Origin of the sequence: Rufibacter ruber (assembly GCF_001647275.1) — a bacterium.
GTDB lineage: Bacteria > Bacteroidota > Bacteroidia > Cytophagales > Hymenobacteraceae > Nibribacter > Nibribacter ruber_C.
Genome location: NZ_LRMM01000028.1, coordinates 29,138 through 51,885, shown reverse-complemented (window position 1 = coordinate 51,885; position 22,748 = coordinate 29,138). Strand labels below are relative to the sequence as shown.

Sequence of the window (22,748 nt, the reverse complement as noted above, 5' to 3'; positions counted from 1 at the left end):
TTACTCGTGTTGCTGGTTTTAAAGCTTGTTTAAAGTTGTCTTTTCTGCTGCAAATGGGTATCAAAAGAACCTGACTTTGCCTTTTTCTCCCACCATAGCGCTGCTAAGCTGCTCAAAAAACGCTTCGTCAGAACCTTTCGCTCCCCATTTTCGCTCGCAAAACCAAAATTTAAACAGGCTCTTAGGCTAATTTATGAAAAACGGCTCCAAAACAGAAGCTGAGTGAAGAACCAGCTGCTCCATTTCCTTTTTGGCTCTGGCGCGTGCGTCTGCTGGTGCCAGACAGAAGGCTGCTTGAACCAGGTAAATGTTAGACTTACAAAAGTTTCAATGGCATGGGCCGGCCTTCAAAAGGGAGCAGCTGTTTTGGGGCTGATTTCCCAAAAACAGCCCCAAAACAGAAATTGTTAATACACCGCGGCCAGTTCTGTAAAAACCCGGGGCCAGTTGGTGTTACCGTAGTCTTTGCCCAGGCGCACTATGAGGAGGTTTTTCATGGGGTTCACGTACACAAACTGCCCCAGTATGCCCTGCATCATAAAATCACCGGAGCGGGAGGGGAGCCACCACTGGTACTGGTAGCCTGCCGAGCTGCCCTGGGAAGTGTCTACCTGCGTAGATTCTTTCACCCATTGGGCGGGCACCACCTGCCTGCCGTTCCAGTTGCCTTGCTTTAAATACAGGCGGCCCAGCTTGGCGAAGTCGCGGGCGCGCGCGTTGAGGCAGCAGAAGGTTTTCTCCAGGCCGTCTTTCTTTTTGTCCAGGCTCCAGCTGGCGTCATATTCCATGCCCAGGTGCTGCCAGATGCGCTCCTGCAAATATTGGGTTACCGTTTTGGGCGCCACCACTTTGTCCAGAATGGCCCCTAAGATCTGCGTGTTCCCTGAGATGTAGTCAAACCCCTGCCCCGGGGCCGCCTTCGGTTGCATGTTGTTCACGTATTGGCGCAGGTTGCGGCCGTAGTAAAAGCTGGCGGCATCCCCAAACGGGTTCACGTAGCTCTCATTGAATTCAATGCCGCTGGTCATCTGCAGCACGTGCCTGATGGTTACGTTCTCCAGCCCGTTCTTTTTCAACTCCGGCAGGTAGTGGGTGATGGGTTCGTCCACAGATTTGATCAGTCCGTCTTCCACCGCCGTGCCAATGAGCATAGACGTCACAGACTTGGCCATGGAAAACGAAGCCACTGTACTGCTCTGCTCATAGCCGTTGAAGTACTGCTCATACTGAATGGTGTCATTCTGGATGATGAGAAAGGCCACCGTTTCACGGTCTGCCAGGTACTGATCCAGGGGCACCTCCTTCCCTGTGGGACCCAGTTTTTTTGGGGCTCTGGGCGTGGTTGCCGTTTGAAACCGGAACGGCTGCGCACTCGCTGTCAAGGGCCGGGAGGGGAATATTTTGTAGTCAGTGATGTTAGCGAAGTTGTAGAAGACAAAGCGCCCCAGCTGGCAGGAGGAAAGCGTAGCCGAGGCAAGGGAAAGGAGGCAAACTAGCCGAAGAAACTTAGAAAAGGGCTGCATGGACAAGGAGCTGGTACAGGCATGAAGATAGCGGTTTTTCGCGTTTCTCCTACTAGCGCTACCCAGCGGCTTGCCCCAGAATTTTTCCCATTAATTGCACGCATACCGTCCCCTTTTGAAGGGGGTAGGGGATGATGACGCATGCTGATTTACTCGTGCTGAGTGACGCATGTCCCAGAATCAATTTTCCATTCCTATCGCGTAAGCCAATGGTTCTTCAACGGCCTTGGTCCTCCGGTAGGGATGCGTGAGAATGTAATGGGCGTTGGAAAAGCAAGCGGCCTTTTGAATAAGAGGGGTACGGCTGAAGTATTTCGCTAGCTGTCGTTTCTGCTTTTGCTTTCGCCGCAGTGGCTTTTTACCAAGTCAGAAAATCTGTGGCCTCCCTCTCTTTCAGCCAGGCCTCTTCTTTTGATATATTGTGGGCGAAGCGGCCAAGGCAAACACCAAAGACACCAGACAACAAAGGCCAGTGATGCCCCAGCGGCGTTGTCTGTGTTGGCCGTCTGTCTTGGGGCGGCCATCCCTGACAAGGACACAAGGCAGGTGGATGGCCATGGACAAGAGGTTTAAGCAATCAAGAGTTCTAAATACTAGTACCCGCCACGGCTCTTCGTTCCGGCACCTGCTGCCGGTGTTTCAATTGGGCTGTTCGCCAACGTGCTGGTTGGCGCTGTTGCTGCTGCCCGGTTACGCCCCGCGCCTCCAGTTCTGTTTTGGTCTGGGTGGTAGATCAGGCAGGCCCCTTTGATTTGGCCTGTATGGCCGAATAGTCCTGATTGAGTTTCTTGAGGAACGTATCCATTTCTTCAGACACTTTTTTCAGGTGGCCCATATACTCTTGCAGGGTAGCGCCCTCCATGTTGTTTTCCAGAATGGCAGACGTAATCCCCAGCATGTTGGCCACCGGCCTGCGCATGACATGTGAAATGTCAAAGAGAATCTGCTCCAGCACCTGGGTGTATTCTTTCTTGTCCGTGACGTCCCGGAAGATGCCGTGCCAGACCACGGTGCCGTCTTCTTTCTTTTCGGGCTGGGAGCTAGCGGAGATCCAGAGGGTTTTGCCGCTCTCCCCCATGACCCTGAATTCTGATTGCCACAGTTGCGGGTTGCTGAAGGTCTCGTGAATACTTTGGCGTACAAAAGTGATGTCCTCTGGGTGAATCACTGTGAAAATTAAGTCAGGGTGGGCCATAAGTTTCTCAGGACTGAGGCTGGGGTGAATATCCTGAACGCCTTTGCTAATGAATGGGAAGGAGAATTTCCCCTGCGGGTTCATCTCAAACTGATATATAGCCCCCGGCACACAGTCTGTAAGCTTCTTGAGCCGTTCTGCGTTTGAACCGATGGCGGTGCCCTGTGCTACTACTAGCTTTCTGATTTCCAGGTAATCAATGGCTTTTTTGGCCAGGAGTTGTAATGCTTTTTTCTGACTTTCAGTGATTCTTCTGGGTTTGTTATCCAGGATACACAGCGTACCCAGTACATGGCCGCTGGGGGTCACCAAGGGTGCCCCTGCATAGAAACGTATATGGGTGCCCCCAAGCACTAAAGGGTTTTCTCTGAACCTTTCATCATGGAGCGGGTCTTCTACCACCAGTACTTCAGTGGGGTGGTGCAGGGTGTGCCGGCAGAAAGAGTCTTCTCTTGACGTCTCCTTAAAGCCCATTCCCATTTCTGCTTTAAACCACTGCCGGTTCTTGTCAATGAAGGTGAGCAGGGAGATGGGGGTGTCACAGATGGCTGAGGCAATTTGCGCTAATTCATCTAATTCTTTTTCTGGCGGAGTATCTAAAATTTTATACTCATAAAGTTCCTGTAAACGGCGCTGTTCATCCATAAATTCTTCTGCAACTATCAACCCGGTAGGTATTCTAGGTAGTATGAAATGCTTTGATATAATTCAGTTTGGTTTAATAAAGATACCAGGAAAATTCTAATTTTCTGTTTATGGCCTGCTTTTCTGAAAACAGGCCGAAAACAGCCTGATTCGGGGCTTTCACTGCAGGAATGGGCAAAACGGTCAGATTATTTTCTATACCTGCCTTAAAACAGTTTCTCTCGCTTAAGAACTAGTTGGAGGTTGCATTTTGTGCTCAAAACTCGCGCCTAAAATGCGGGCAGGGCACCTTGCGCCGGTCTTACTTCTATTAAATTTCATTCATGCCACCTCCGGTTGGCGCTTTGCCCAAACCACCTTTCTTGAGGTCCAGCCATCCAAACCGCTCCTGTATAATGCGTTCTTTCTCCTGTTCCAGGTGCTGCAGATAGGCGGCGGCCACCGGGGAGAAGCGGCGGTTCTTTAACCAGATCAGGTGCCAGGTAGAGGAGATGGGAAACCCCTTGACCGGCACAATCTGCAGCTCCCCCGCGCCTAGTTCATTTCTGATGCCAATCAACGGCATGATGGAATAGCCCAACCCCGCAATCACCGCCTGTTTCACCGCCTCATTGGAGGTAAGCTCCAGCTTTTTACGCACGGTGAGTTGCTGTTGGGCAAAGTACTGCTCCATCACCAGGCGGGTGCCCGAGCCCTGCTCGCGGTAAATGAGGGGGACCTGCTCAAAAATTCCCTTGTCATGGGGGAGGTGGTGGTGCCGGGCTTGTTCCCGGTTCCCAATCAGGAAGAGTTTGTTGGGCATGAGCTCTACTTTTTCTATCTGCAGCTGCTCTGGCAACACAGATACCAACGCAAAATCCACCTCGTTCTGCCGCAGGCTTTCCAGCACCTTGGTTTTATTGGTCACATCCATGACCAGGTCTATGCCGGGGTGCAGCTTCAGGAAATCTGCCAGGAAATAGGGCATCACGTATTTTCCGGTGGAAACCACCGAGATTTTGAGTCGGCCGGCCAGGTGGCCTTTGTAGGCCAGGGTGCGGTGGTTGATGGCGTGTACCTCGTTCAGGATTTTCTCGGCGGCCTGGGCAATCTCCTTGCCAAAATCAGTGATGTAGAGCTTGCGCCCCACCACCTCGGCCAGCGGAATCTCAAACTGGTCCTGCAGGTTCCTGAACTGGATGGAGACCGCGGGTTGGGTGAGGTGGAGCTCTTCGGCGGCGCGCGTGATGCTCTGGGTCTGGGTAATCTTCAGGAAGACCTGGAGCTGGTGCAGGGTGTAGTTCATAAAAAATGCTTATGCCTGGCATTAAAATTATAAACTAATATTTATAAACGCCAGTCTGCAACTTTGCGCCAGAGAAAACTTTTTAACCTGACGCTATGGAGACAAAAGACGTGACTGAGATACTAGCGGCACCTGCCGCCCCGGTGATGCCCCGCATCACGGTGGCCCACGGCGACGGAATAGGTCCCGAAATCATGGATGCCACCCTAAAGATTCTGTTTACGGCGGGAGCCCAACTGGAGATAGAGGAGGTAGCCCTGGGTGAGCATGAATACCTGGCGGGCAACAGTTCTGGCATTCCGCAGAAAAGCTGGGATTCCATTAAAGAAAACCGGGTCATGCTCAAAGCGCCCATCACCACCCCGCAGGGCGGCGGCTACAAGAGCCTGAACGTGACCCTGCGCAAAACCCTGGGCCTATATGCCAACGTGCGGCCCGTGAAGAGCCTGCACCCGTACGTGCAAACCAAACACCCGGTCATGGACATGGTCATCATCAGGGAAAATGAAGAAGATGTGTACGGCGGCATTGAGCACCAGCAGACCGATGAGGTGGTGCAGTGCCTCAAGCTCATCACCCGGCCCGGGTGCGAGAAGATTGTGCGGTATGCCTTTGAGTACGCCCGCCAGCACAACCGGAAGAAAGTGACCTGCTTCACCAAAGACAACATCATGAAACAAACCGATGGGCTGTTCCATGAGGTGTTCAGGGAGGTGGCGCAGGAGTACCCGGAGCTGGAAGCACAGCACCTGATTGTAGACATTGGGGCGGCCCTGCTGGCCGATTCCCCGGAGAAATTTGACGTGGTGGTGCTGCCAAACCTTTATGGTGATATCCTGTCTGATGTGGCGGCCCAGATCTCCGGCTCAGTGGGGCTGGCCGGGTCGGCTAACATTGGGCAGAACTACGCCATCTTTGAGGCCATTCACGGGTCAGCCCCAGATATTGCGGGGCAGGACGTGGCCAACCCCAGCGGACTGCTGCAGGCGGCCATCATGATGCTGGCGCACCTGGGCCAGGCGCGCGTAGCCCAGAAAGTGCAGAATGCCTGGCTGAAAACCATGGAAGACGGCACCCACACCCGGGACATCTACCGCGAGGGCATGAGCCGCCAGTTGGTAGGGACAGAAGATTTCGCGCTGGCCGTCATCTCCAACCTGGGTAAGGCACCGGCGCATCTCCCACCGGCCGCAACGTTTAAGAACCGTCCCATCCAGGTGCCGCCGTACCAGCGCGCGGCGGCGGCCCACAAAGAACTGCTGGGGGTAGATGTGTTTGTGCACTGGCGCGGCACCGACCCCGAAGAACTGGCCCAGCTGGTACAACCCCTGGCCAAGCAGGAGCTGGAACTGCGCATGATCACCAACCGGGGCGTGAAAGTCTGGCCGCAGGGCTTTGACGAAACCTTCTGCACAGACCACTGGCGCTGCCGTTTCCAAAGCCGAACCGGGGCTGCCCTGGCGCCCCTGCAGGTGGTGGAGCTGTTGCAGGAAGCTGTGCACCGGGGCATAGACACCATCAAGACAGAGAACCTCTACGCCTTCAACGGCAAGCCGGGCTTCTCCATGGGCCAGGGGCAGTAACCTGATCAAGTTTTCATTTACGTTAACCGTTCTCCATGTCTGCTGGTTTTGAAGGCCGTACCCTGGTAATTGCCACCATGCACCGCAAAGAGGAGGTGATTGCCCCCCTCGCGGAAAAATACCTGGGAGTCACCTGCCAGGTGCCTCTCCACTTTGACTCTGATGCGCTGGGTACCTTCTCCGGGGAGGTGGAACGTACCCAGCCCCCCCTGGAAACCGCCCGCCAAAAGTGCCTGGAAGCCTTGGCGCTCACCGGCGAGACCCTGGGCATTGCGAGTGAGGGATCGTTTGGGCCGCACCCCTCGGCGTGGTTTGCCCCGGCCAATGAAGAGGTGCTGCTGCTGCTGGACACTGCCCGGGAGTTGGAGGTGGTGGTACGCAAGATCAGCCTGGAAACCAACTTCGCGGGAGCAAAGGTGCACACGCAGGAGGAGCTACAGGCCTTCGCCCGGCAGGTGCTTTTCCCGTCGCATGGCCTTATTCTGAGCGCGGCGGCGGGAAGCACCGAGGGGCTCCAAAAGGGCCTTACTTCCTGGCCGCAACTGCTGGCGGCGTTCCGCTCTCTGGTGGCCAGCCACGGCAGCGCCTACGTGCAAACCGATATGCGCGCGCTCTACAACCCAACGCGCATGCAGGTCATTAAGCAGGCGGCCCAGTTGTTGATGGAGCGGTGCACTACCTGTTGCCCCGCTTGCCACACACCTGGGTTTGGGGTGACGCAGGCCATCAGGGGCTTGCCCTGCCGGTTATGCGGGTTGCACACCCAGAGTGTCAGGAGCCTGGAATCTGCCTGCCAGCGCTGCTCCTTCACCCGCCAGGATGATTTTCCCGGTGGGGCCCAAACCGAAGATCCTACTTACTGTGAACACTGTAACCCTTAGACCCATGAAAAACACGCTGATTCTTACCGGCATTGCCGCACACCTGCAACAGCAGTTGCAGCAGGAGTTTGGGCAGAATACCTATTTCCTGACCGCCCTGGGAACCGTTTTCGCCCTGGAACCGGAGACCGGGTACGGAGACGCGCTGGTGGACCTGGTGCTGCGCAATCAGATCACTGAGGTGTACCTGGTGCAGGACACGTCGTGCCCGGTGCTCACGCACGCCCTGAACCCATCGTCCGGTATGGAGACCTGCGCCCATAATTTTCTGCAGCAACTGGCCAAAGACCATTCCGCAGAGATTCTGCAGCACCCCACGTTGGCGGGGCAAAAGAAATGTCTGGCCCAGTTGAACCTGTACCGCCAGGCCGAGCAACTGCGGCGTTTGCCTGGTTTCAGCGCTCTGCTGACCCAGGGGAAGGTGGCCCTGCAGGTGCGGGTCACCGACCAGGCGCCGGTGCGGGCCACTTTTGAACTTCAGCCCCAGACCTAAGCCCTTATGGATTTATACTTACTCATTGACAATCTTACCAGCCCTGCGCTGTTGTTTTTCATGTTGGGGATACTGGCGGTACGGGTGAAAAGCGATCTGGAGATTCCCGCCTCTACCTCAAAGTTTATTTCCTTGTACCTGCTGCTCTCCATTGGTTTCAAAGGCGGCCAGGAGCTGGCCCACAGCCACTTTTCCATGGAGATTGTCTGGTCGGCCCTGCTAGGGATTGCCCTGTCCTGCGGGGTGCCGCTGTACACGTTCTTCCTCCTGAAGAAGCGGCTCAGCGTGGAGAACGCCGGGGCCATTGCCGCCGCCTACGGCTCAGTGAGCGCGGTAACCTTTGTGAGCGCCGTCTCTTTTCTGGAGATGCAGGGGCTCACGTTCAGCGGGCACATGGTGGCCGTGATGGCATTGATGGAAGCCCCGGCAATCATTGTGGGCGTTTCGCTGGTCATGCTTTACCGCGGCAAGCAGGAGGCATCTGTGAATCTGGGGCAGGTGGTGGCCCATTCCTTCACCAACGGAAGTGTTCTGCTGATTCTGGGCAGCCTGGTCATTGGCTTGTTGACCAGCCAGGAGCAGGCCCAGGGCATTAAACCGTTCACCACTGATCTGTTCAAGGGCTTTCTGGCGGTTTTTCTGCTGGACATGGGCTTGGTGAGTGGCCGCAAGTTGAGCGCTTTTTTCCAGAACGGCTGGTTTACGTCTCTGTTTGCGGTGGTGGTTCCGTTGGTGAACGGCTGCGCGGTGGCGGTTCTCAGCAGCGGGGTGACGCAGCAGGTGGGCAACCGGTTTATCTTTGCGGTGCTGGCGGCCAGTGCCTCTTACATTGCCGTGCCCGCCGCCATGAAAATGGCCGTACCCAAGGCCAATCCCGGTATCTTTCTGCCCATGGCGCTGGCTGTGACGTTCCCGTTGAACATCACGCTGGGCATGCCGCTTTACCTGGCCCTGATTAGCGGGTGGTAGGGGAGCCGCCGGGGCAGAGAACCTGTACTTCCCCGGAGGGGGCGAGACTGTAGGTTTTCCGTTTTTGCCTGTTTTGGCCAAACAGGCCAAAAACGGAAAAAAAGTCCTTCTTTCTGGAAGGGCTATTTTTTAGCGGGTTCTGTCACCAGTTGGAAAGACGTGGCCTTGAAGCGGTTGTTCTGCACCGTGCCCTGTACCCGGGCCTGCCGGATGGCGTTGCAGAAGCCGTCTTTGGCGTGGGCGTCTCCGTGGGCGTCTATGTCGGTACCGTCCACAAAGTAGGCTTTCCCGTCTATTCGTACGGCCAGGTCACAGCCGTGGCCTTTCAACCCGAACTTGCATTGGCCACAGGCCGCCTCAACGGTCTGCACCGGTGGATTTTGCTTTGTTGGAGCGGGGGCAGGCGTTGCGGTCTGGGCGAAGGCCCCGCCCGCTGCCAGGCTGAACAGGAAAGAGAGGAAAAGTGCTTTCATCTTGTTGGTTTTGTTTAGCTGATGTCTCTACAAAGATACGTGGAGCCTGCCGCAAAGGTAGAACCAAGGCCGCCTGTCTTTCCCTCTCCAGTTTTGCGGCGGTTACCGAACGTGCCAGGTCCTGAACTCAACTTATCCTTTCTAAAGCCACCGGCGAATATCATATTCCTGCCGGGAGGGGACTTTCTCCCGACCCTTTTGAAGATGATTCCCTGCCCAGAAGAGGTAGGATGACATTGATCGATTGCAATCCTCTAAACTTGAGTTGCTTGCTCCGCAAATTTCTTTACTTCTTTGCCCACCTCCGCTGCACCCAGTCGGCTTTTTGAGCCGGGGTGAAGAAGGTCCAGGCCAGGAGGCGGCTGGCTTTGTTGCCCTGGTGCATAGGCAGGGTTTTTACCTCAAGGGCGTTAACCTGTTCCAGCGCTTTGTAGACGTTTTTCAGGTTTTCTGACTTAGACACCAGCGTAGAGAACCAGAAGCACGACTGGGCGAACTCCTGGCTTTGCCGCACCAGGTTGGTGAGAAACGCGGCTTCCCCGCCGGCGGTCCAGAGTTCATTGTGCTGCCCCCCAAAGTTCAAGGTTGCCTTGGCCACGCGTTGCCCTTTGAGATTGCGCACCTTCCGGAGGCTGCCCGCCTTCGCCTCGGCCGCCGAGGCATGGAACGGGGGATTGCACAGGGTGAGGTCAAACTGCTCGCCGGGCTGAATTATCCCCCTGAAAATGTCTGCGGCGTTCGGCTGTAAGCGGCAGGTAATTTTCCCTTTCAGAGATGGGTTGGCCTGAATGATGTTGTTCGCGGACTTGATGGCCACCGGGTCAATGTCTGCGCCCACAAAAGACCAACCGTATTCTTTGGTGCCCAGAATGGGGTAAATGCAGTTGGCACCCACGCCAATATCCAGGCATTTCACCTGCGGGCCCCGCGGAATGTCCCCTTCGGTGCTCACCGTGTTTTGGTCTCCCAGCAGGTCAGCGATGTGGTGGAGGTAATCGGCGCGGCCGGGAATGGGCGGGCAGAGGTAATTGGCGGGAATGTCCCAATGTGTAATGCCGTAGTAATGTTTGAGCAGGGCCTTGTTCAGCGCCTTCACGGCCTGGGGGTTGAAGAAATCCACGGAGGCATCGCCGTAGGCATTCACCTGCACAAAGGGTTTCAGCTCCGGGCTAGACGCTATCAACGCCGGGAAGTCATAGCGCGCCCGGTGCTTGTTTCTGGGGTGTAAGCCCGACTTTTCTTCGGGGTGTTCTTTTTTGGGAGGGTGCATAAATGCCAAGATGAAGGTACGTGCCTTTTACATTTTGCTAAGCAAGTAGACAAAAATAGTTTTATATATTTTTTGTCATCCTGAAAGGAACTTGTGGGCAAGCTGTATTTCTGCTTTCTACAGGCTTTCTTCATTCGCCCACCAAGTCCCTTCAGGAGGATAGATAAGAAATTTCCGTCTCACTTCTTACAAATATAAAAGCCACCAGCCCGGGCGGGTGTACGGCAAAGGTACAACCATAAGCTGGTGGCAGAAACCCCATACCCCTTTATTATAGCTCGACTTTAGCGTCTTTATTGAGCGATTCATTTCACGCATTCCGTCCCCCTTTGAAGGCCTAGGATGACCAAGGCAGTAGAAGAACCGCCAGCTTTCACTACAGGAATAGAAAGATAACCCCTCGGGAATGCTTATTCGGCAATACCTATTCAGCACGAGTAATCATCCCCCTACCCCCTTCAAAGGGGGACGGAATGCGTAGAAAATTAACTTCCCAGCCGTTTAGATGGAGATTCTCCCCTCAAGGGGAGAATCTGTAGTAGAGCCAGCAATATATGTATGCAGGTCTTCTTAAGCCAGCCACATTGGTTTAGTGGTGCTAATGTGCGCGCCTAGCTGGTTCAACAGGCTGTACAGGCCGAAATAGGTGCGGTTGATGAACAGCCCGTGCCGGGAGCCGCGCGCCTGCCTGGACTGCCGGAACATCTTGTCTTTGGAGATGCGGTCGCCGAGGGTGTAAATCTGTTGGAAGTAGCTGTCCTGGGCGAAGTCAAAGGTCTCTGAGTGGAACGGTCGGCCCAGCAAGGCAATCATCTCCTTGAACACGCCTTTGAAGTAGGCCTGCTCGGCCGGGGTGTCGCGGTCACTGATGAAGTCCAGGTCAAAGAAAATCTGGTTCAGCTGGGCCTCGTTCAACAGCGACTCTTTTTTGATGAGGGAGAAGTACCCGCGGTAAAAATCCTCTGGGATCACCTTCACGCAACCAAAGTCAATGATGCCCAGCGTCACGCCTTCCTGAATGATGAAGTTGCCGGGGTGCGGGTCGGCGTGCACTTGTTTGAGATGGTGCACCTGGTGGTGGTAAAAGTCCCAGAGGGCCTGCCCAATTTGGTTTCTGTCTTCCTGCGTGGGGTTGTTCTGGAGCCATTCTTTCAAGTGTGCGCCCTCCAGCCAGTCCATGGTGATGATGCGCGCCGTGCTCAGGGCCGGGTAGTAGTTAGGGAAGTTCAGGTGGGGCAGATGACGGCAGGCGGTGGCAATCTCCTGGGAGCGCTGCACCTCCAGCTCGTAATCGGTTTCCTCCAGTAGTTTCTCCTCTACCTCATCCATGTAATGGTCCATTTCCTTCTCGTTCATGTTGAGCAGGCGGTAGGCGAAGGGCCGCACCATGCGCAGGTCTGAACTCACGCTTTCGGCCACGTCGGGGTACTGCACCTTCACGGCAAAGGTCTTCCCGTCTTTGGTGGCCTTGTGCACCTGCCCAATAGAGGCCGCGTTGACCGCCGAGGGGGAGAAGGTGTCAAACATCGCTTCGGGTGTACGGCCGAACGCCTTCTGGAACGTGCGCACCACCAGCGGGTACGACAGGGGCGGGGCGCTGTACTGGGCCATGGTGAACTTGTCCTGGTACGCACCGGGCAGCATGGTCTTGTCCATAGACATCATTTGGGCCACTTTGAGGGCACTGCCCTTCAGTTGGCTCAACGAGGTATAGATGTCCTGGGCGTTGTGTTCGTGCAGCTCCTCTTTGCTGAGCGAGGGGTTCACTATTTTCTTGGCGTAGTGTTTAATGTAATTGCCGCCTACCTTGGCCCCGGCGCCCAGAAACTTGGTGGCCCGCTGTACCTTGGAGGTGGGAATATGGTCTTGCTCTTCAGGGGTATGGCTCATGCGAGTTATTTAGACTGGTACAGGAATTTGGCGAAGTCAAAGAAGGAGTCCACCGCGTTTCTCCCAATCACGTCAAAAAACAGGTTCACAGATTTTTCAATGGCGGCATCGGTGCGCTCAAAGCCCGGCGAGGTGTCTTTGAGCCAGAACTGGAAGATGAACAGGGTTTCTAGCCACAGCACCTCGGGGTATTTGTCTGAGATGTACTTGCGGTTTGCAATCTGCTCGGTTTCCTTGCCTTCCTGCACCAGGGTTTTGGCGAAAGCCAGATACTTATTCTTAAAACTCTGGACTTCCTGCGGCGTGACCTTCTTGAAATCAGGCTGCTTCTCATAGAGCGCCAGCAAGTAGCTTCGGTTCTTTTTGAGTTCCTCAATACAGGTGAAATAGAAGGAGAGGAGCTTCTCCTTAGGCGAGTAGTGGGCGTACGCCTCCTGCGCGAGCATATCGGTGAGGGTCTGCTCAAAAATGGATTCCCACACGCCGCCTTTCACCCCCTGAAACGAGGTGTAAAACGTGTAGAACTCCTGCTCCCGCATCTGCAGGCTCTGGGCGAATTTATACACCGACACCGGCTCCTGGCCCGTCTCCAGTACATGGTGCACAAAGGCTTCCAGAATTCTGGTTCGGGTGTTTTTGCCCGAAAGGTTGGTCTTTTCTATGTTTTCCATTGGGTTCGTATCTTCTTTCAATGGAAATAACCAGGGCGGGGCAGAGGTTTACATCTGGCACGAAATGTGGCAGAAAGTTTTCCGTTTTGCCTGTTTTCTAGAAATCAGGCCGAAAACGGAAGGTGGGGGTTAGGAAGGTGAGTTAGATGGGAAATAAAGGATGGTTTAGTTTTTTCTCGTCTACCAGCAGCCCCAGCGCCGCCGCCGTGAACGCCTTGGTGTTAGAGGCTATCCCGAAGCGGGTGTGCATATCGGTTTTCTCGCGGCTGTTCAAGCTCCGCACCCCGTAGCCTGCCGCGTGCACCACTTTCCCGTCTTTCACCACGCCCACCGCAATGCCTGGCACGTTGAACGCCTGCATGGTGCGCTGCGCCAGCTCGTCTATCTGCGCGCCGGTGAGCCCTTGGGTGAAACCGAAGGTAGTGGTAATGAGGAGGAAGAGGGTGAGGAGGAGGGGTTTCATTTTTGGTTAAGGTGGTTGATTAAAAGTATGATAAATTTAAGAAGTGTTAACTTGCCGTCATACATTGATTTGGTTAATTTTTTTTGAAATATTTGTTTTTTAGAAAAGTATTTCTGTTTAATAATCTTTCCAATTCATATTTAGACCACGTAAATGATGTGTCAATTCTCATTTTATCTTTAAAACCATCAAGCATGTCATATAAGGTTGCATCTATTACACTTGAAGTAAATACTCCATATCCTTTTGCTCCATAATGCATAATCACATTGCCAGCATTAGGAACTTTTGAAGCAGATAATGATGAGTCGTCTGAATAATATTTACATTGGAATATATAAAGTTCTGGCTCTGAAGTAGGATTTCCTCTGGTTTTGATAGTTATATCTCTTCCTCCGTCTCTTGATTTTGATTTTCCCATTTTCTTTATTGTAGATGAATCAAAATGTGGATGACAATATAATATATCATAACAGAGCTCTTCAAATAAATTGTCGTTAAGTTCTTTCCAATCGCAATTGCCTGAAATTGATAGATTTATTAAGTTTTGAGTCTTTGAAAAAATTGGGTTTAGAGAGTAATGTAAATTTTTAATTTCTTCAAAATTCAATGAGTCGTAGGAGAAGAAGATATAATGAAAGTTTTTATAATTAGCAATTATTATATCTCCATACTCTGAAATGCAATACTTGATGCTTGATTCGTCAATTTGTACATATTGGCTATGATTTACTTTTTTACTGCTCTTTACAGTAGTAGTGACTTTGCCAAAAAGATTTAATTGTTTTGTTTCTTTTTTCGACAAAGGATAAATTTTTAATTTTTTTTCTAGTACTCTTTCTGTGCAACTAATTGAATTTCTTAATGCTTCAAATTGGGTGAAATAAACTGCTGCGGAATTGCTTACTAATATCAATTTTCCCTCATGACAAACTTTGTCGGCTTCCTCAATAATTAACCTGCCCTCTAGACCCGAATACTCGTGAAGGCATCTAACAATATCTGTATTGGGTGGAATAATCCAATTTTCTGTAGAAAAGTAAACAGGTTCTTTTAGTGATATGGTTAAGGGGCTTCTCCAAAAGCCGTATCTATGTTCAGGGTATTTACGATAAGCTTTTGTAAAGAACTTGCTTTCAGATTCACTATGCTCAGCTGCCATTTCCCAATAAGCACCATTTATTAAATTTGCCCAATAGTTGTTAATTAGTTCTGGGAAGTAAAAGGTTTTTTTAGAAAAAGTTTCTTCATGTTCAGAAACCTCATCAAAAAAAGAAATTTTGTCTAAATCAGTTATGTCCGGTGATTCACCGACTATAATTTTAGAATAGTAATATAGCTTTTCAGTGAGTTTATCTATGTCAGTTGCTCTGCATTTAATTTTAAATTCTTTATAATATTTATCCTTAGTTGAGACCTGTGCGTCGACGATATTAATAAATGGAGCTATTGATTCTGCACAAAATGAAATTTCTGCATAGTCACTGATTATGTCGATGTTACTACTTGAGAACCCAATGGAAGGGAGAGGGAAGATAATTTCAAAGACTAATTGTTTGTGGATTTCTCTTTTGAATTCATTTTGATTTATATTTGCTATGTTTGTAATATTAAATTGCATATGATTCTATTATAGGGTTAATTAATCTCTTCTGAAAATGTGTTTGTCGAAAAACGTAAGGATGCTAATTAGTTGATTTAATTATCTCATTAAGTTTGTCTGTCGATTTCTCTAGAAGCTCTTTGATGATATCTAAAATAGCAATTGACTCTTTGTGAAGATTTTTAATTGCCTTTTTTACTTGCATGTCTGTGTAATTTTTCAAACTAGAAGTTGTCAGTGAACCAATTATTTTGTTATAGTCTTCCCAAATGACTGTTCCACTTAAAAGGTCTATGTCAGCTTTTCCAGAATGCAGTTTATTATTTCTTTCTTTTTTTAGTTTGTCAAGACTTTGTATTAATTTGTCAGTAATTACGGCAATATCATAATAACCTTCCTTTTTTATTTTGTCTTTAAAATTATAAATTGATAACTTTTTTAAATCTATATTTAGACCGTATACTGTCGAGCCAAGCCTAGCGACAATATCACCAAGAGTAACCAATCTTATAAAGTAGTTTTCAAAATGGTAATTATAATATGTCTTTTGTGATTCTATTGCAGAATAGTGCTCTAAAATAAGAGCTCTCTCCTTTCTTAAGAATAGTAATGTTAATTCTAAATCTTGAAGAACAGTATAAAAGTTTGTAAAGTAATGTAATATCGTTTTTAGTTTCCTTTCTTTATAAGTTCCCATTTTTTCATATTCTAGGGAAGAATCTTTAAGAGCTTCTTCAAATTGCCTTGGCACGAAAGTCAGAAGCGCCTTAGCAAGGTCGTACTCAAACTTTGTGCCTTCAAAATGTTCTTCTAATTTCATTCAATGAATATTTTATAAACCTAATATACATTTATTTTTTTAATCTTATTATTCCGGCCTCTTTTCCCAAAAACAGCTTCAAAACGCAAAACCACCGCCTCCGCCTGCAAAACCCAGAAAGAAATCGCACCTTTGTAGAAGTTTCGGCGGGGGAACCGTAAAAGGGGAGAACCGCCACCACCTAGGCCGCCGGCCGGAACCATTGCGCCCATGAAATTCGAGGATTACCATATCAACCCCGCCATCAAGAAAGCCCTGGACAAACTGGGCTTCAAGAAACCCACCGATATCCAGTTCAAGGCCATTCCGCCCATCTTGAAGGGCGAAGACGTGCTGGCCATTGCGCAGACGGGTACGGGCAAGACCGCCGCGTTTGCCATTCCGGTGCTGCACCTGCTGCATGAGCGCAAGCAGTACGGCCGGGCAGATGGCATCAAGTGTCTGGTCATGGTGCCCACCCGCGAACTGGCCATCCAGATTACCGAGGTGTTCAAGACCCTGGGCAAGCACACCCGCGTAGAGACCATGACCGTGTTTGGCGGCGTGGAGCAGGCGCCCCAGATTGAGAAACTGCAAGACGGCATAGACGTGCTGGTGGCCACCCCCGGCCGCATGTTTGACCTCGTGAGCCAGGGCCACATCCGGCTGGAGCGCGTAGAAATGCTCATCCTGGACGAGGCCGACCACATGCTGGACCTGGGCTTCATCAAAGACATACGCGACGTGCTGCGCCACCTGCCCCGCAAGCGGCAGACGCTGTTCTTCTCGGCCACCATCAATGAGCACATCAAAGACCTGGCGTACTCGCTCGTGACCAAGCCCATTAGAATCCAGATTTCGCCCAAAGACCCCGTGTCTAAGAACGTAGACCACAGCGTGGCTTACGTGGGCATGGACGACAAACGCTTCTTTCTGGAGCGCGTGGTGAAAGAGAACGAAGGCAGCAAAATACTGGTGTTCGTGCGCACTAAAGTGCGGGCCGAGCGCGTGCACAACGCCATGGAGCGCGTGGGCATCACCACCGAAACCCTGCACGGCGACAAAGACCAGAAAGACCGCCTCACCTCGCTCAACCGCTTCAAACGCGGCGACGTGAAAGTGCTCATCGCCACCGACGTGAGCTCCCGCGGCATTGACATCCCCAGCGTGGAGTACGTCGTCAACTATGACCTGCCCGACGTGCCCGAAAACTACGTGCACCGCGTAGGCCGCACCGGCCGCGGAACCCAGAAAGGCAAATCCGTCTCGTTCTGCAGCCCCGAGGAAAAACCTATTCTAGACGTGATTGAGGAATACCTGGGCAAACCCATCAAAGTGCTGGAAATCCAGAAAGACGACTACACCGCCACCATAGACTTCTCTTCTGAGGTAAAGCCGGATTTGAAGTCATTGCTGCGTGAGGTGGAGGAGTTTGAGAGCCAGAAGAAAGGCAAGAAGCATAAGAAGAAGTAGAGGACCTCACCCCCGGCCCCTCTCCCACGGAGAGGGGAGGCGTTTCATCCGTTTTCGGGCTGTTTTCAGGAAAACAGGCTGGAAACGGATTTTTTTATTTATAGAGCAGTAGGCAAGATGCTTCCTATTGAAAAGGCTTTTTCAACAAAGGGTAAGTTAACCAATAGCTCCCACTAAACGCAGATTCTCCCCTTGAGGGGAGATAAAGAGGGGTGTTTACACAGGAGAGCACGCATTGTGAAACATTCTTTCTTTTATGATCCAGAAGTAATTCCGCGCCAAAGTTGGGAACGCCATGACCGGCTGGTGTAAACACCCCTCTTTAGAGCTGCGCTCGCTACCTCAAACTCTCGTTTGGGTAATCCTGGGGAGAATCCGTGGTTGGTAAACTGTTTTACTGAGGTACTGGTAATGTTTAAACAGGAGAGTCACTTTTGCTGATTCTTATGCTCCTCTATCCAGTGGTAAATCTCCTCCACCACAAATCTGATATTCCGCTTCACATCAATGTCTTCAAACCGAAGGAACGTCACTCCATACGCCTTTAACTCTTGCTCCCTCTGGTGGTCATACGCTACTTTGTCATCATGGCTGTCGCCGTCAACTTCAATGGCCAGTTGCAGCTCATGGCTGTAGAAGTCCACAATGTAGTGGAGCATTGGCACTTGCCGGTGGAATTGAACCCCTAATTTTCTGTCTTTGATTTCCTCCCAAAGTAGTACCTCCGCCAGCGTACTGTTCTTGCGGAGATATTTTGCCTTTTCTCTAAGGTCTGGGCGGTATGGAATGATTCTGTTGGGCATTAAGAATAGTAAGGAATGCGTGACCGACAGGTATAAACACCCGTCTTTAGAGCTGCGCCCGCTGCCTCAAATTCCCGCTTGGGCAATCATCAGGGGAGAACTAAAAAGTAACAACTGCTTTTGAGAGCTTATACTAAGCTATAACCTATAGCAACCGCGCCTGGGCAAAAGCCATCACAGGTTTTTCAAAACCTGTGAGGTCTACCTCAGCCACCGTCCTTCTAACAACTCCTCACCATCCCACTCACATCCAAACTGATAAAACTTATCTAAACATTTGTAGTACCGCCTCGTATTTTATTTTTAGGTTTGCCTAAAAATATGTTTTAGTCTATTTAATTCTGAAGATGCGACTACTGTTACTTTTCCTTTTGACCTGTTTACTCCACTTGGGAGCCATTGCCCAACAAATGACCATCACCGGCACCGTGCGCGACGCGCAGACGCGGGAGCCACTGGGGTTCTGCAGCATCAGCGTGGTGAATTCCAGCCTGGGCACCATGACCGATGAGAAGGGACGGTTCACCCTGAAACTCCCGCAGGTTCAACCCAACGGCCAACTGGTGGTTTCTTTTCTGGGCTACCAGAACGACACGCTTCCGCTGCAGGCGGGGAAAACCACTTACCCAATCAACCTTCGGCCCACGGCCGGGAACCTGAGGGAAGTGGTGATCACAGGCACCATGAAAGAGATGAGCCGCCTGGAGAGTCCGGTGCCGGTGGAGGTGTACACGCCTGCGTATTTCAAGAAGAACCCCACGCCCACGTTGTTTGAGGCGGTGGGCATGATCAACGGGGTGCAGCCGCAACTCAACTGCAACGTCTGCAATACCGGTGACATTCACATCAACGGCATGGAAGGCCCGTACACGCTCATCCTCATTGACGGCATGCCCATTGTGAGCAGCCTCTCTACGGTGTACGGCCTCAACGGCATTCCCAACAGTCTGGTGGAGCGGCTGGAGGTGGTGAAAGGTCCGGCGGCGTCTTTGTACGGCTCTGAGGCCATGGGCGGCATTATTAACGTGATTACCAAGAGTCCGCTGAAGGCGCCGCGGGTGAGTGCCGAGGTGTTCGGGACGAGCTGGGGCGAGGTAAGCTCAGACGTGGGTGTGAAGTTCAAGGCCGGTCAGGCGCACGGGCTGCTGGGCATCAACTACTTTAACTACCAGAACCCCTTAGATAAAAATAAAGACGGCTTCACCGATGTCACCTTGCAGCAGCGCATCTCGGTGTTCAACAAGTGGGATTTTGAGCGGAAGGAGAACCGCGTGGCCAGCGTGGCGGCGCGTTATGTCTATGAAGACCGCTGGGGCGGACAGATGGACTGGACCAAAGAACACCGCGGCTCAGACCAACTCTACGGCGAAAGCATTTACACCAAGCGCTGGGAATTGATTGGCCAGTACCAACTGCCGCTGCCCCAGAAAATCATGGCTCAGCTGTCGGTGAACCGGCACCAGCAGAACTCCTTCTACGGCACCATGCCCTTCCTCGCCGACCAAACCGTAGCCTTCGGGCAGCTGTACTGGGACAAGCCGCTCACGCCCCGCCACAACCTTCTGCTGGGCACCTCGTTCCGCTACACCCACTATGATGACAACACCCCCGCCACGGCCACGGCCGATGAGGTGAATCCCAGAAACGCCCCCGTAACTACGCCCTTGCCCGGGGTGTTTGTGCAGGACGAATGGACCCTCACGGAGAAGCACAAGCTGCTGCTGGGCTACCGCTATGACTATGACAAACGGCACGGGCACATTCAGTCGCCGCGGGTGGCGTACAAGTGGTCGCCGGGGCCGCAGCATACGGTGCGCGCGAGTTTCGGGACAGGCTACCGGGTGGTGAGTCTGTTCACCGAGGACCACGCCGCCCTCACCGGTGCCCGCGAGGTGGAGATTACCGAGGAACTGAAGCCGGAGCAGTCCATTAACAGCAACCTGAACTATGTCTATCAGGCCGCCTGGCAGCCGTTCCTGTTTACGTTAGACGTGACCGGTTTCTACTCCCGGTTCAGCAACAAAATCATTGGTGACTTTGACACCGACCCAACAAAAATCATCTACTCCAACCTGCGCGGGCACGCGGTCTCCCAAGGCGTGTCTGTGAACACCGAGCTCTCGTTTTACATGCCGTTAAAGTTGGCGGCGGGCCTCACCTACATGCGCGTGTACCAGAAAGAGGCCGAAGGTGAGGGGGCGCTGGTGAAGCGGGTGCAGCTGCACGCGCCGGAGTGGTCTGGCAATTTTCTGGCGGGCTACACCTTCCCCGGAAACTTCACCGTTGACCTCACCGGCACCTTCTACGGCCCCATGCGCCTGCCTGTGCTACCCCATGATTACCGGCCGGAGTATTCGCCGTGGTTCAGCCTGGTCAACGTGCAAGTCACCAAGAAGTTTGACCATGGGCTGGAGGTGTTCGGCGGACTCAAGAACCTGTTCAACTTTGTGCCCCAAGACCCCATCATGCGGCCCTTTGACCCCTTTGACCGCACCGCGAATGACCCCATCACCAACCCCCATGGCTACACCTTTGACCCCAGCTATAACTACGCCTCGCTGCAAGGGATAAGAGGGTTTGTAGGCGTGCGGTATCATCTGTTTCAATGAGAGAAGTGCGTTTTTAGGCTGATTTTGGGAAAACAGGCCGAAAACAGCAAGAGTAAACCAAACGGGAAGTTGGCAGAATATGTCTTCAGAACCTCCCAGAAGGGAGGAGCAACTACGTTTTCTAATGGGGATTAGCCCTTGAGGTTTGCCCAAATAAGGGTTTGCTGCAGCAGCGAAGCTCATAAAAAGCTGCGTCACCAGTAAACCAGGCATTCTCAGCTAACTTCCCTCCAGGGAAGGGAACGTTTTTGCGCTGTTTTCAGAAAAATAAGCCGGAAACAGAAATCCAGAGAATGCTGCCCATACAACTTCCTGCTGTTTTCCTTCGAATACGGGACTAAAACTGAACCCAATGCAGAGCTATTATTCTTCAAAAGTTGTCCTTATTACCGGCGGTGCCCAGGGCATTGGTCTGGGCATGGCGCAGGCCTTTGCGCAGGCGGGAGCCCAGGTGGTGATCACCGATCTGGACCAGGAGGCAGGGCAGGAGGCGCTGGAGCGGCTGAAGGGGCAAAATTTAACGCTAACGTTTATAGCCTGTGATGTAAGCCAGGAACAGCAGGTGCAGCAGCTCATGGCGCAGGTGCAGGAAAAATTCGGGCGGCTGGATGTGCTTGTCAACAACGCAGGCATTGCCTCGCCGCCCAGGACTCCGCTGGCAGAGTTGCCCATCTCTGAGTTTGACCAGGTGCTGGGCGTGAACCTGCGGGGGCCGCTGCTATGCAGCAAATACGCGCTCCCGCTGCTAAAGAAAGCCGCGCATCCTGCCATCCTGAACATCACGTCTACCCGCGCGTTCATGTCAGAACCCAACACGTTTGCCTATTCTGCCTCTAAAGGCGGATTGGAGGCGCTTACCCACTCCTTGGCAATAAGTTTAGGGCCAAAGATACGAGTAAACGCCATCAGCCCCGGCTGGATTGAGACGGGGCCCTGGGAGAAAGAGAGCAAGCGCTATGAGCCCCACCACCGCCCGCAAGACAAGGCCCAGCACCCGGTGGGGCGGGTGGGCACGCCCGAAGACATTGCCCGGGCGGCATTGTTCCTTTGCTCAGACCAGGCGGGGTTTATTACCGGCCAGCGCCTCACCATTGACGGCGGCATGACCGTGAAAATGATTTACCATGATGAATAGCCCTGATTTCTGTTTTCGGCCCGTTTTTAAGAAAACAGGCCGAAAACAGGCATTCTTTCAGTGGGTTCTTTGGTGATATTTAACCACCGAAGTGAATCTTTGTGCCGCCCTTGCCTGTAAAAAGAACCGGAACATTGTGTAATGCCTATGCTGAAGCTGCCTGATAACCCGCTCCTTTTATATGTCACAGACCCCATGTGTGCCTGGTGTTATGGGTTTACCCCCATTGTTAGGCGGCTGCGGGCGCTGTGGTACGGCCGGTTATCAGTGCAGGTGCTGGTGGGCGGGTTGAGGCCTTATGCGCAGGAACCCCTCAGTGACCTGGAAAAAGACAATCTGGCCGTGAGCTGGCACCGTGCCCAGCTGAAATGCCAGTTGCCGTTTGACTACAAATTTTTCCTTCGGCAGGAGCTGACCTATGACACAGAACCCGCCTGCCGGGCGCTGCTCACCGTGAAGCACCTGCGGCCCAACCTGACGCTGGAAGTACTGAGGGCTCTGCATTCTGCCTTCTACGCAGATGGCAGGGACATTAGTAAACCCGAGGTGCTGGTGGAGGTGGTACGGCCGTTTGGGATCTCTGAGAACTTGTTCCTGGCCCTGTTTGAGACCGAGGAAATCTACAGGCAAACCCAGCAGGAGTTTGAGATGGTGGAGCGGCTGGGGGTGAGTACGCTGCCCAGCGTCTACCTGGACCACCCCAATGGCCCCCGCCTCATCTCCCGCGGCTTCTGCGCCCTCCCAGAACTGGAGGAACGATTGCTGCAGGCGTTTGAAATCCCTTTTTAAGCCTGCACCACTGTTTTTACAGGCAGCCCGCTTTGATGAGGATCTTTCAGGTTTCCATGCTATGTGAGCGCGCTTTGGGTGGGGAAATTACCAGCGAGGGGCTGTTGTAAGGTTTGCTTTCGGCACGGAATAACATCTTCCGGAAAGGTATTTGTCAGCAGATCCTCTGTGTAGGTGATGCCGCTTTGCAGCGCTA

General features: G+C 52.3%; 19 protein-coding genes. 8 read left to right on the top strand and 11 right to left on the bottom strand.

What is annotated here, in order from left to right; translation table 11 throughout:
• Positions 1 to 407: 407 nt before the first annotated feature.
• The 3 genes from A8O25_RS12405 to A8O25_RS12395 form a co-directional block, all read right to left on the bottom strand.
• Positions 408 to 1,523, bottom strand: a complete 1,116-nt coding sequence (locus A8O25_RS12405) for a serine hydrolase domain-containing protein (RefSeq protein WP_066835292.1) — start codon at positions 1,521 to 1,523, stop codon at positions 408 to 410.
• Between the two features lie 733 nt (positions 1,524 to 2,256).
• Positions 2,257 to 3,363, bottom strand: coding sequence for a GAF domain-containing protein (locus tag A8O25_RS12400; RefSeq protein WP_066835290.1), 1,107 nt, complete (start codon positions 3,361 to 3,363; stop codon positions 2,257 to 2,259).
• A 310-nt stretch (positions 3,364 to 3,673) separates the two neighbouring features.
• Positions 3,674 to 4,648, bottom strand: a complete 975-nt coding sequence (locus A8O25_RS12395) for a LysR family transcriptional regulator (protein WP_066835288.1) — start codon at positions 4,646 to 4,648, stop codon at positions 3,674 to 3,676.
• A gap of 146 nt (positions 4,649 to 4,794) precedes the next feature.
• On the opposite strand from A8O25_RS12395, the gene A8O25_RS12390 reads away from it, so the two are divergent.
• The 4 genes from A8O25_RS12390 to A8O25_RS12375 are packed head-to-tail and all read left to right on the top strand — an operon-like array spanning position 4,795 to position 8,574.
• Complete coding sequence (locus tag A8O25_RS12390; protein WP_066835329.1) at positions 4,795 to 6,231, top strand: NADP-dependent isocitrate dehydrogenase; 1,437 nt, start codon at positions 4,795 to 4,797, stop codon at positions 6,229 to 6,231.
• A gap of 35 nt (positions 6,232 to 6,266) precedes the next feature.
• Positions 6,267 to 7,112 carry a DUF6671 family protein gene (locus A8O25_RS12385; RefSeq protein WP_066835283.1) on the top strand — a complete coding sequence of 282 codons (846 nt, stop codon included), beginning with the start codon at positions 6,267 to 6,269 and terminating at the stop codon, positions 7,110 to 7,112.
• A 4-nt stretch (positions 7,113 to 7,116) separates the two neighbouring features.
• The gene (locus A8O25_RS12380) at positions 7,117 to 7,605 is read left to right on the top strand and encodes a hypothetical protein (protein ID WP_066835281.1); all 489 of its coding nucleotides are present in this window, start codon (positions 7,117 to 7,119) and stop codon (positions 7,603 to 7,605) included.
• Between the two features lie 6 nt (positions 7,606 to 7,611).
• Complete coding sequence (locus A8O25_RS12375; protein WP_066835279.1) at positions 7,612 to 8,574, top strand: sodium-dependent bicarbonate transport family permease; 963 nt, start codon at positions 7,612 to 7,614, stop codon at positions 8,572 to 8,574.
• Positions 8,575 to 8,696: 122 nt separating this feature from the next.
• Here the strand turns inward: A8O25_RS12375 and A8O25_RS12370 are convergent, their stop codons facing one another.
• From A8O25_RS12370 to A8O25_RS12340, 7 genes are all read right to left on the bottom strand, one after another.
• Positions 8,697 to 9,047 carry a DUF6370 family protein gene (locus tag A8O25_RS12370; RefSeq protein ID WP_206598682.1) on the bottom strand — a complete coding sequence of 117 codons (351 nt, stop codon included), beginning with the start codon at positions 9,045 to 9,047 and terminating at the stop codon, positions 8,697 to 8,699.
• Between the two features lie 286 nt (positions 9,048 to 9,333).
• A complete protein-coding gene (rlmF, locus tag A8O25_RS12365; RefSeq protein WP_066835278.1) occupies positions 9,334 to 10,317 on the bottom strand; it encodes a 23S rRNA (adenine(1618)-N(6))-methyltransferase RlmF in 984 nt (327 codons plus the stop codon).
• 570 nt (positions 10,318 to 10,887) lie between these two features.
• Positions 10,888 to 12,207, bottom strand: coding sequence for an ABC1 kinase family protein (locus tag A8O25_RS12360; protein WP_066835276.1), 1,320 nt, complete (start codon positions 12,205 to 12,207; stop codon positions 10,888 to 10,890).
• 5 nt (positions 12,208 to 12,212) lie between these two features.
• Complete coding sequence (locus A8O25_RS12355) at positions 12,213 to 12,878, bottom strand: TetR/AcrR family transcriptional regulator (protein WP_066835274.1); 666 nt, start codon at positions 12,876 to 12,878, stop codon at positions 12,213 to 12,215.
• Positions 12,879 to 13,020: 142 nt separating this feature from the next.
• Positions 13,021 to 13,341 (bottom strand): serine hydrolase, encoded by a 321-nt coding sequence (locus tag A8O25_RS12350; RefSeq protein ID WP_066835272.1) that lies wholly within the window; start codon positions 13,339 to 13,341, stop codon positions 13,021 to 13,023.
• A 73-nt stretch (positions 13,342 to 13,414) separates the two neighbouring features.
• Positions 13,415 to 14,962 carry a PDDEXK family nuclease gene (locus A8O25_RS12345; RefSeq protein ID WP_066835270.1) on the bottom strand — a complete coding sequence of 516 codons (1,548 nt, stop codon included), beginning with the start codon at positions 14,960 to 14,962 and terminating at the stop codon, positions 13,415 to 13,417.
• Between the two features lie 64 nt (positions 14,963 to 15,026).
• On the bottom strand, positions 15,027 to 15,764 hold the full coding sequence (locus A8O25_RS12340) for a Cthe_2314 family HEPN domain-containing protein (RefSeq protein ID WP_066835268.1): 738 nt from the start codon (positions 15,762 to 15,764) through the stop codon (positions 15,027 to 15,029).
• A 210-nt stretch (positions 15,765 to 15,974) separates the two neighbouring features.
• Between A8O25_RS12340 and A8O25_RS12335 the strand changes: the two genes are divergently transcribed.
• Positions 15,975 to 17,216 (top strand): DEAD/DEAH box helicase, encoded by a 1,242-nt coding sequence (locus tag A8O25_RS12335; protein ID WP_066835266.1) that lies wholly within the window; start codon positions 15,975 to 15,977, stop codon positions 17,214 to 17,216.
• Between the two features lie 428 nt (positions 17,217 to 17,644).
• Here the strand turns inward: A8O25_RS12335 and A8O25_RS12330 are convergent, their stop codons facing one another.
• Positions 17,645 to 18,019, bottom strand: coding sequence for an endonuclease domain-containing protein (locus tag A8O25_RS12330; RefSeq protein WP_066835264.1), 375 nt, complete (start codon positions 18,017 to 18,019; stop codon positions 17,645 to 17,647).
• A 371-nt stretch (positions 18,020 to 18,390) separates the two neighbouring features.
• Here A8O25_RS12330 and A8O25_RS12325 point away from each other — a divergent pair, with 371 nt between their 5' ends.
• The 3 genes from A8O25_RS12325 to A8O25_RS12315 all read left to right on the top strand — a co-directional run bounded on the left by A8O25_RS12325 (position 18,391) and on the right by A8O25_RS12315 (position 22,552).
• Positions 18,391 to 20,628, top strand: coding sequence for a TonB-dependent receptor (locus A8O25_RS12325; RefSeq protein ID WP_338152747.1), 2,238 nt, complete (start codon positions 18,391 to 18,393; stop codon positions 20,626 to 20,628).
• 352 nt (positions 20,629 to 20,980) lie between these two features.
• On the top strand, positions 20,981 to 21,763 hold the full coding sequence (locus A8O25_RS12320; RefSeq protein WP_066835259.1) for an SDR family NAD(P)-dependent oxidoreductase: 783 nt from the start codon (positions 20,981 to 20,983) through the stop codon (positions 21,761 to 21,763).
• 147 nt (positions 21,764 to 21,910) lie between these two features.
• Positions 21,911 to 22,552, top strand: a complete 642-nt coding sequence (locus A8O25_RS12315) for a DsbA family protein (RefSeq protein ID WP_066835257.1) — start codon at positions 21,911 to 21,913, stop codon at positions 22,550 to 22,552.
• Positions 22,553 to 22,748: the final 196 nt, after the last annotated feature.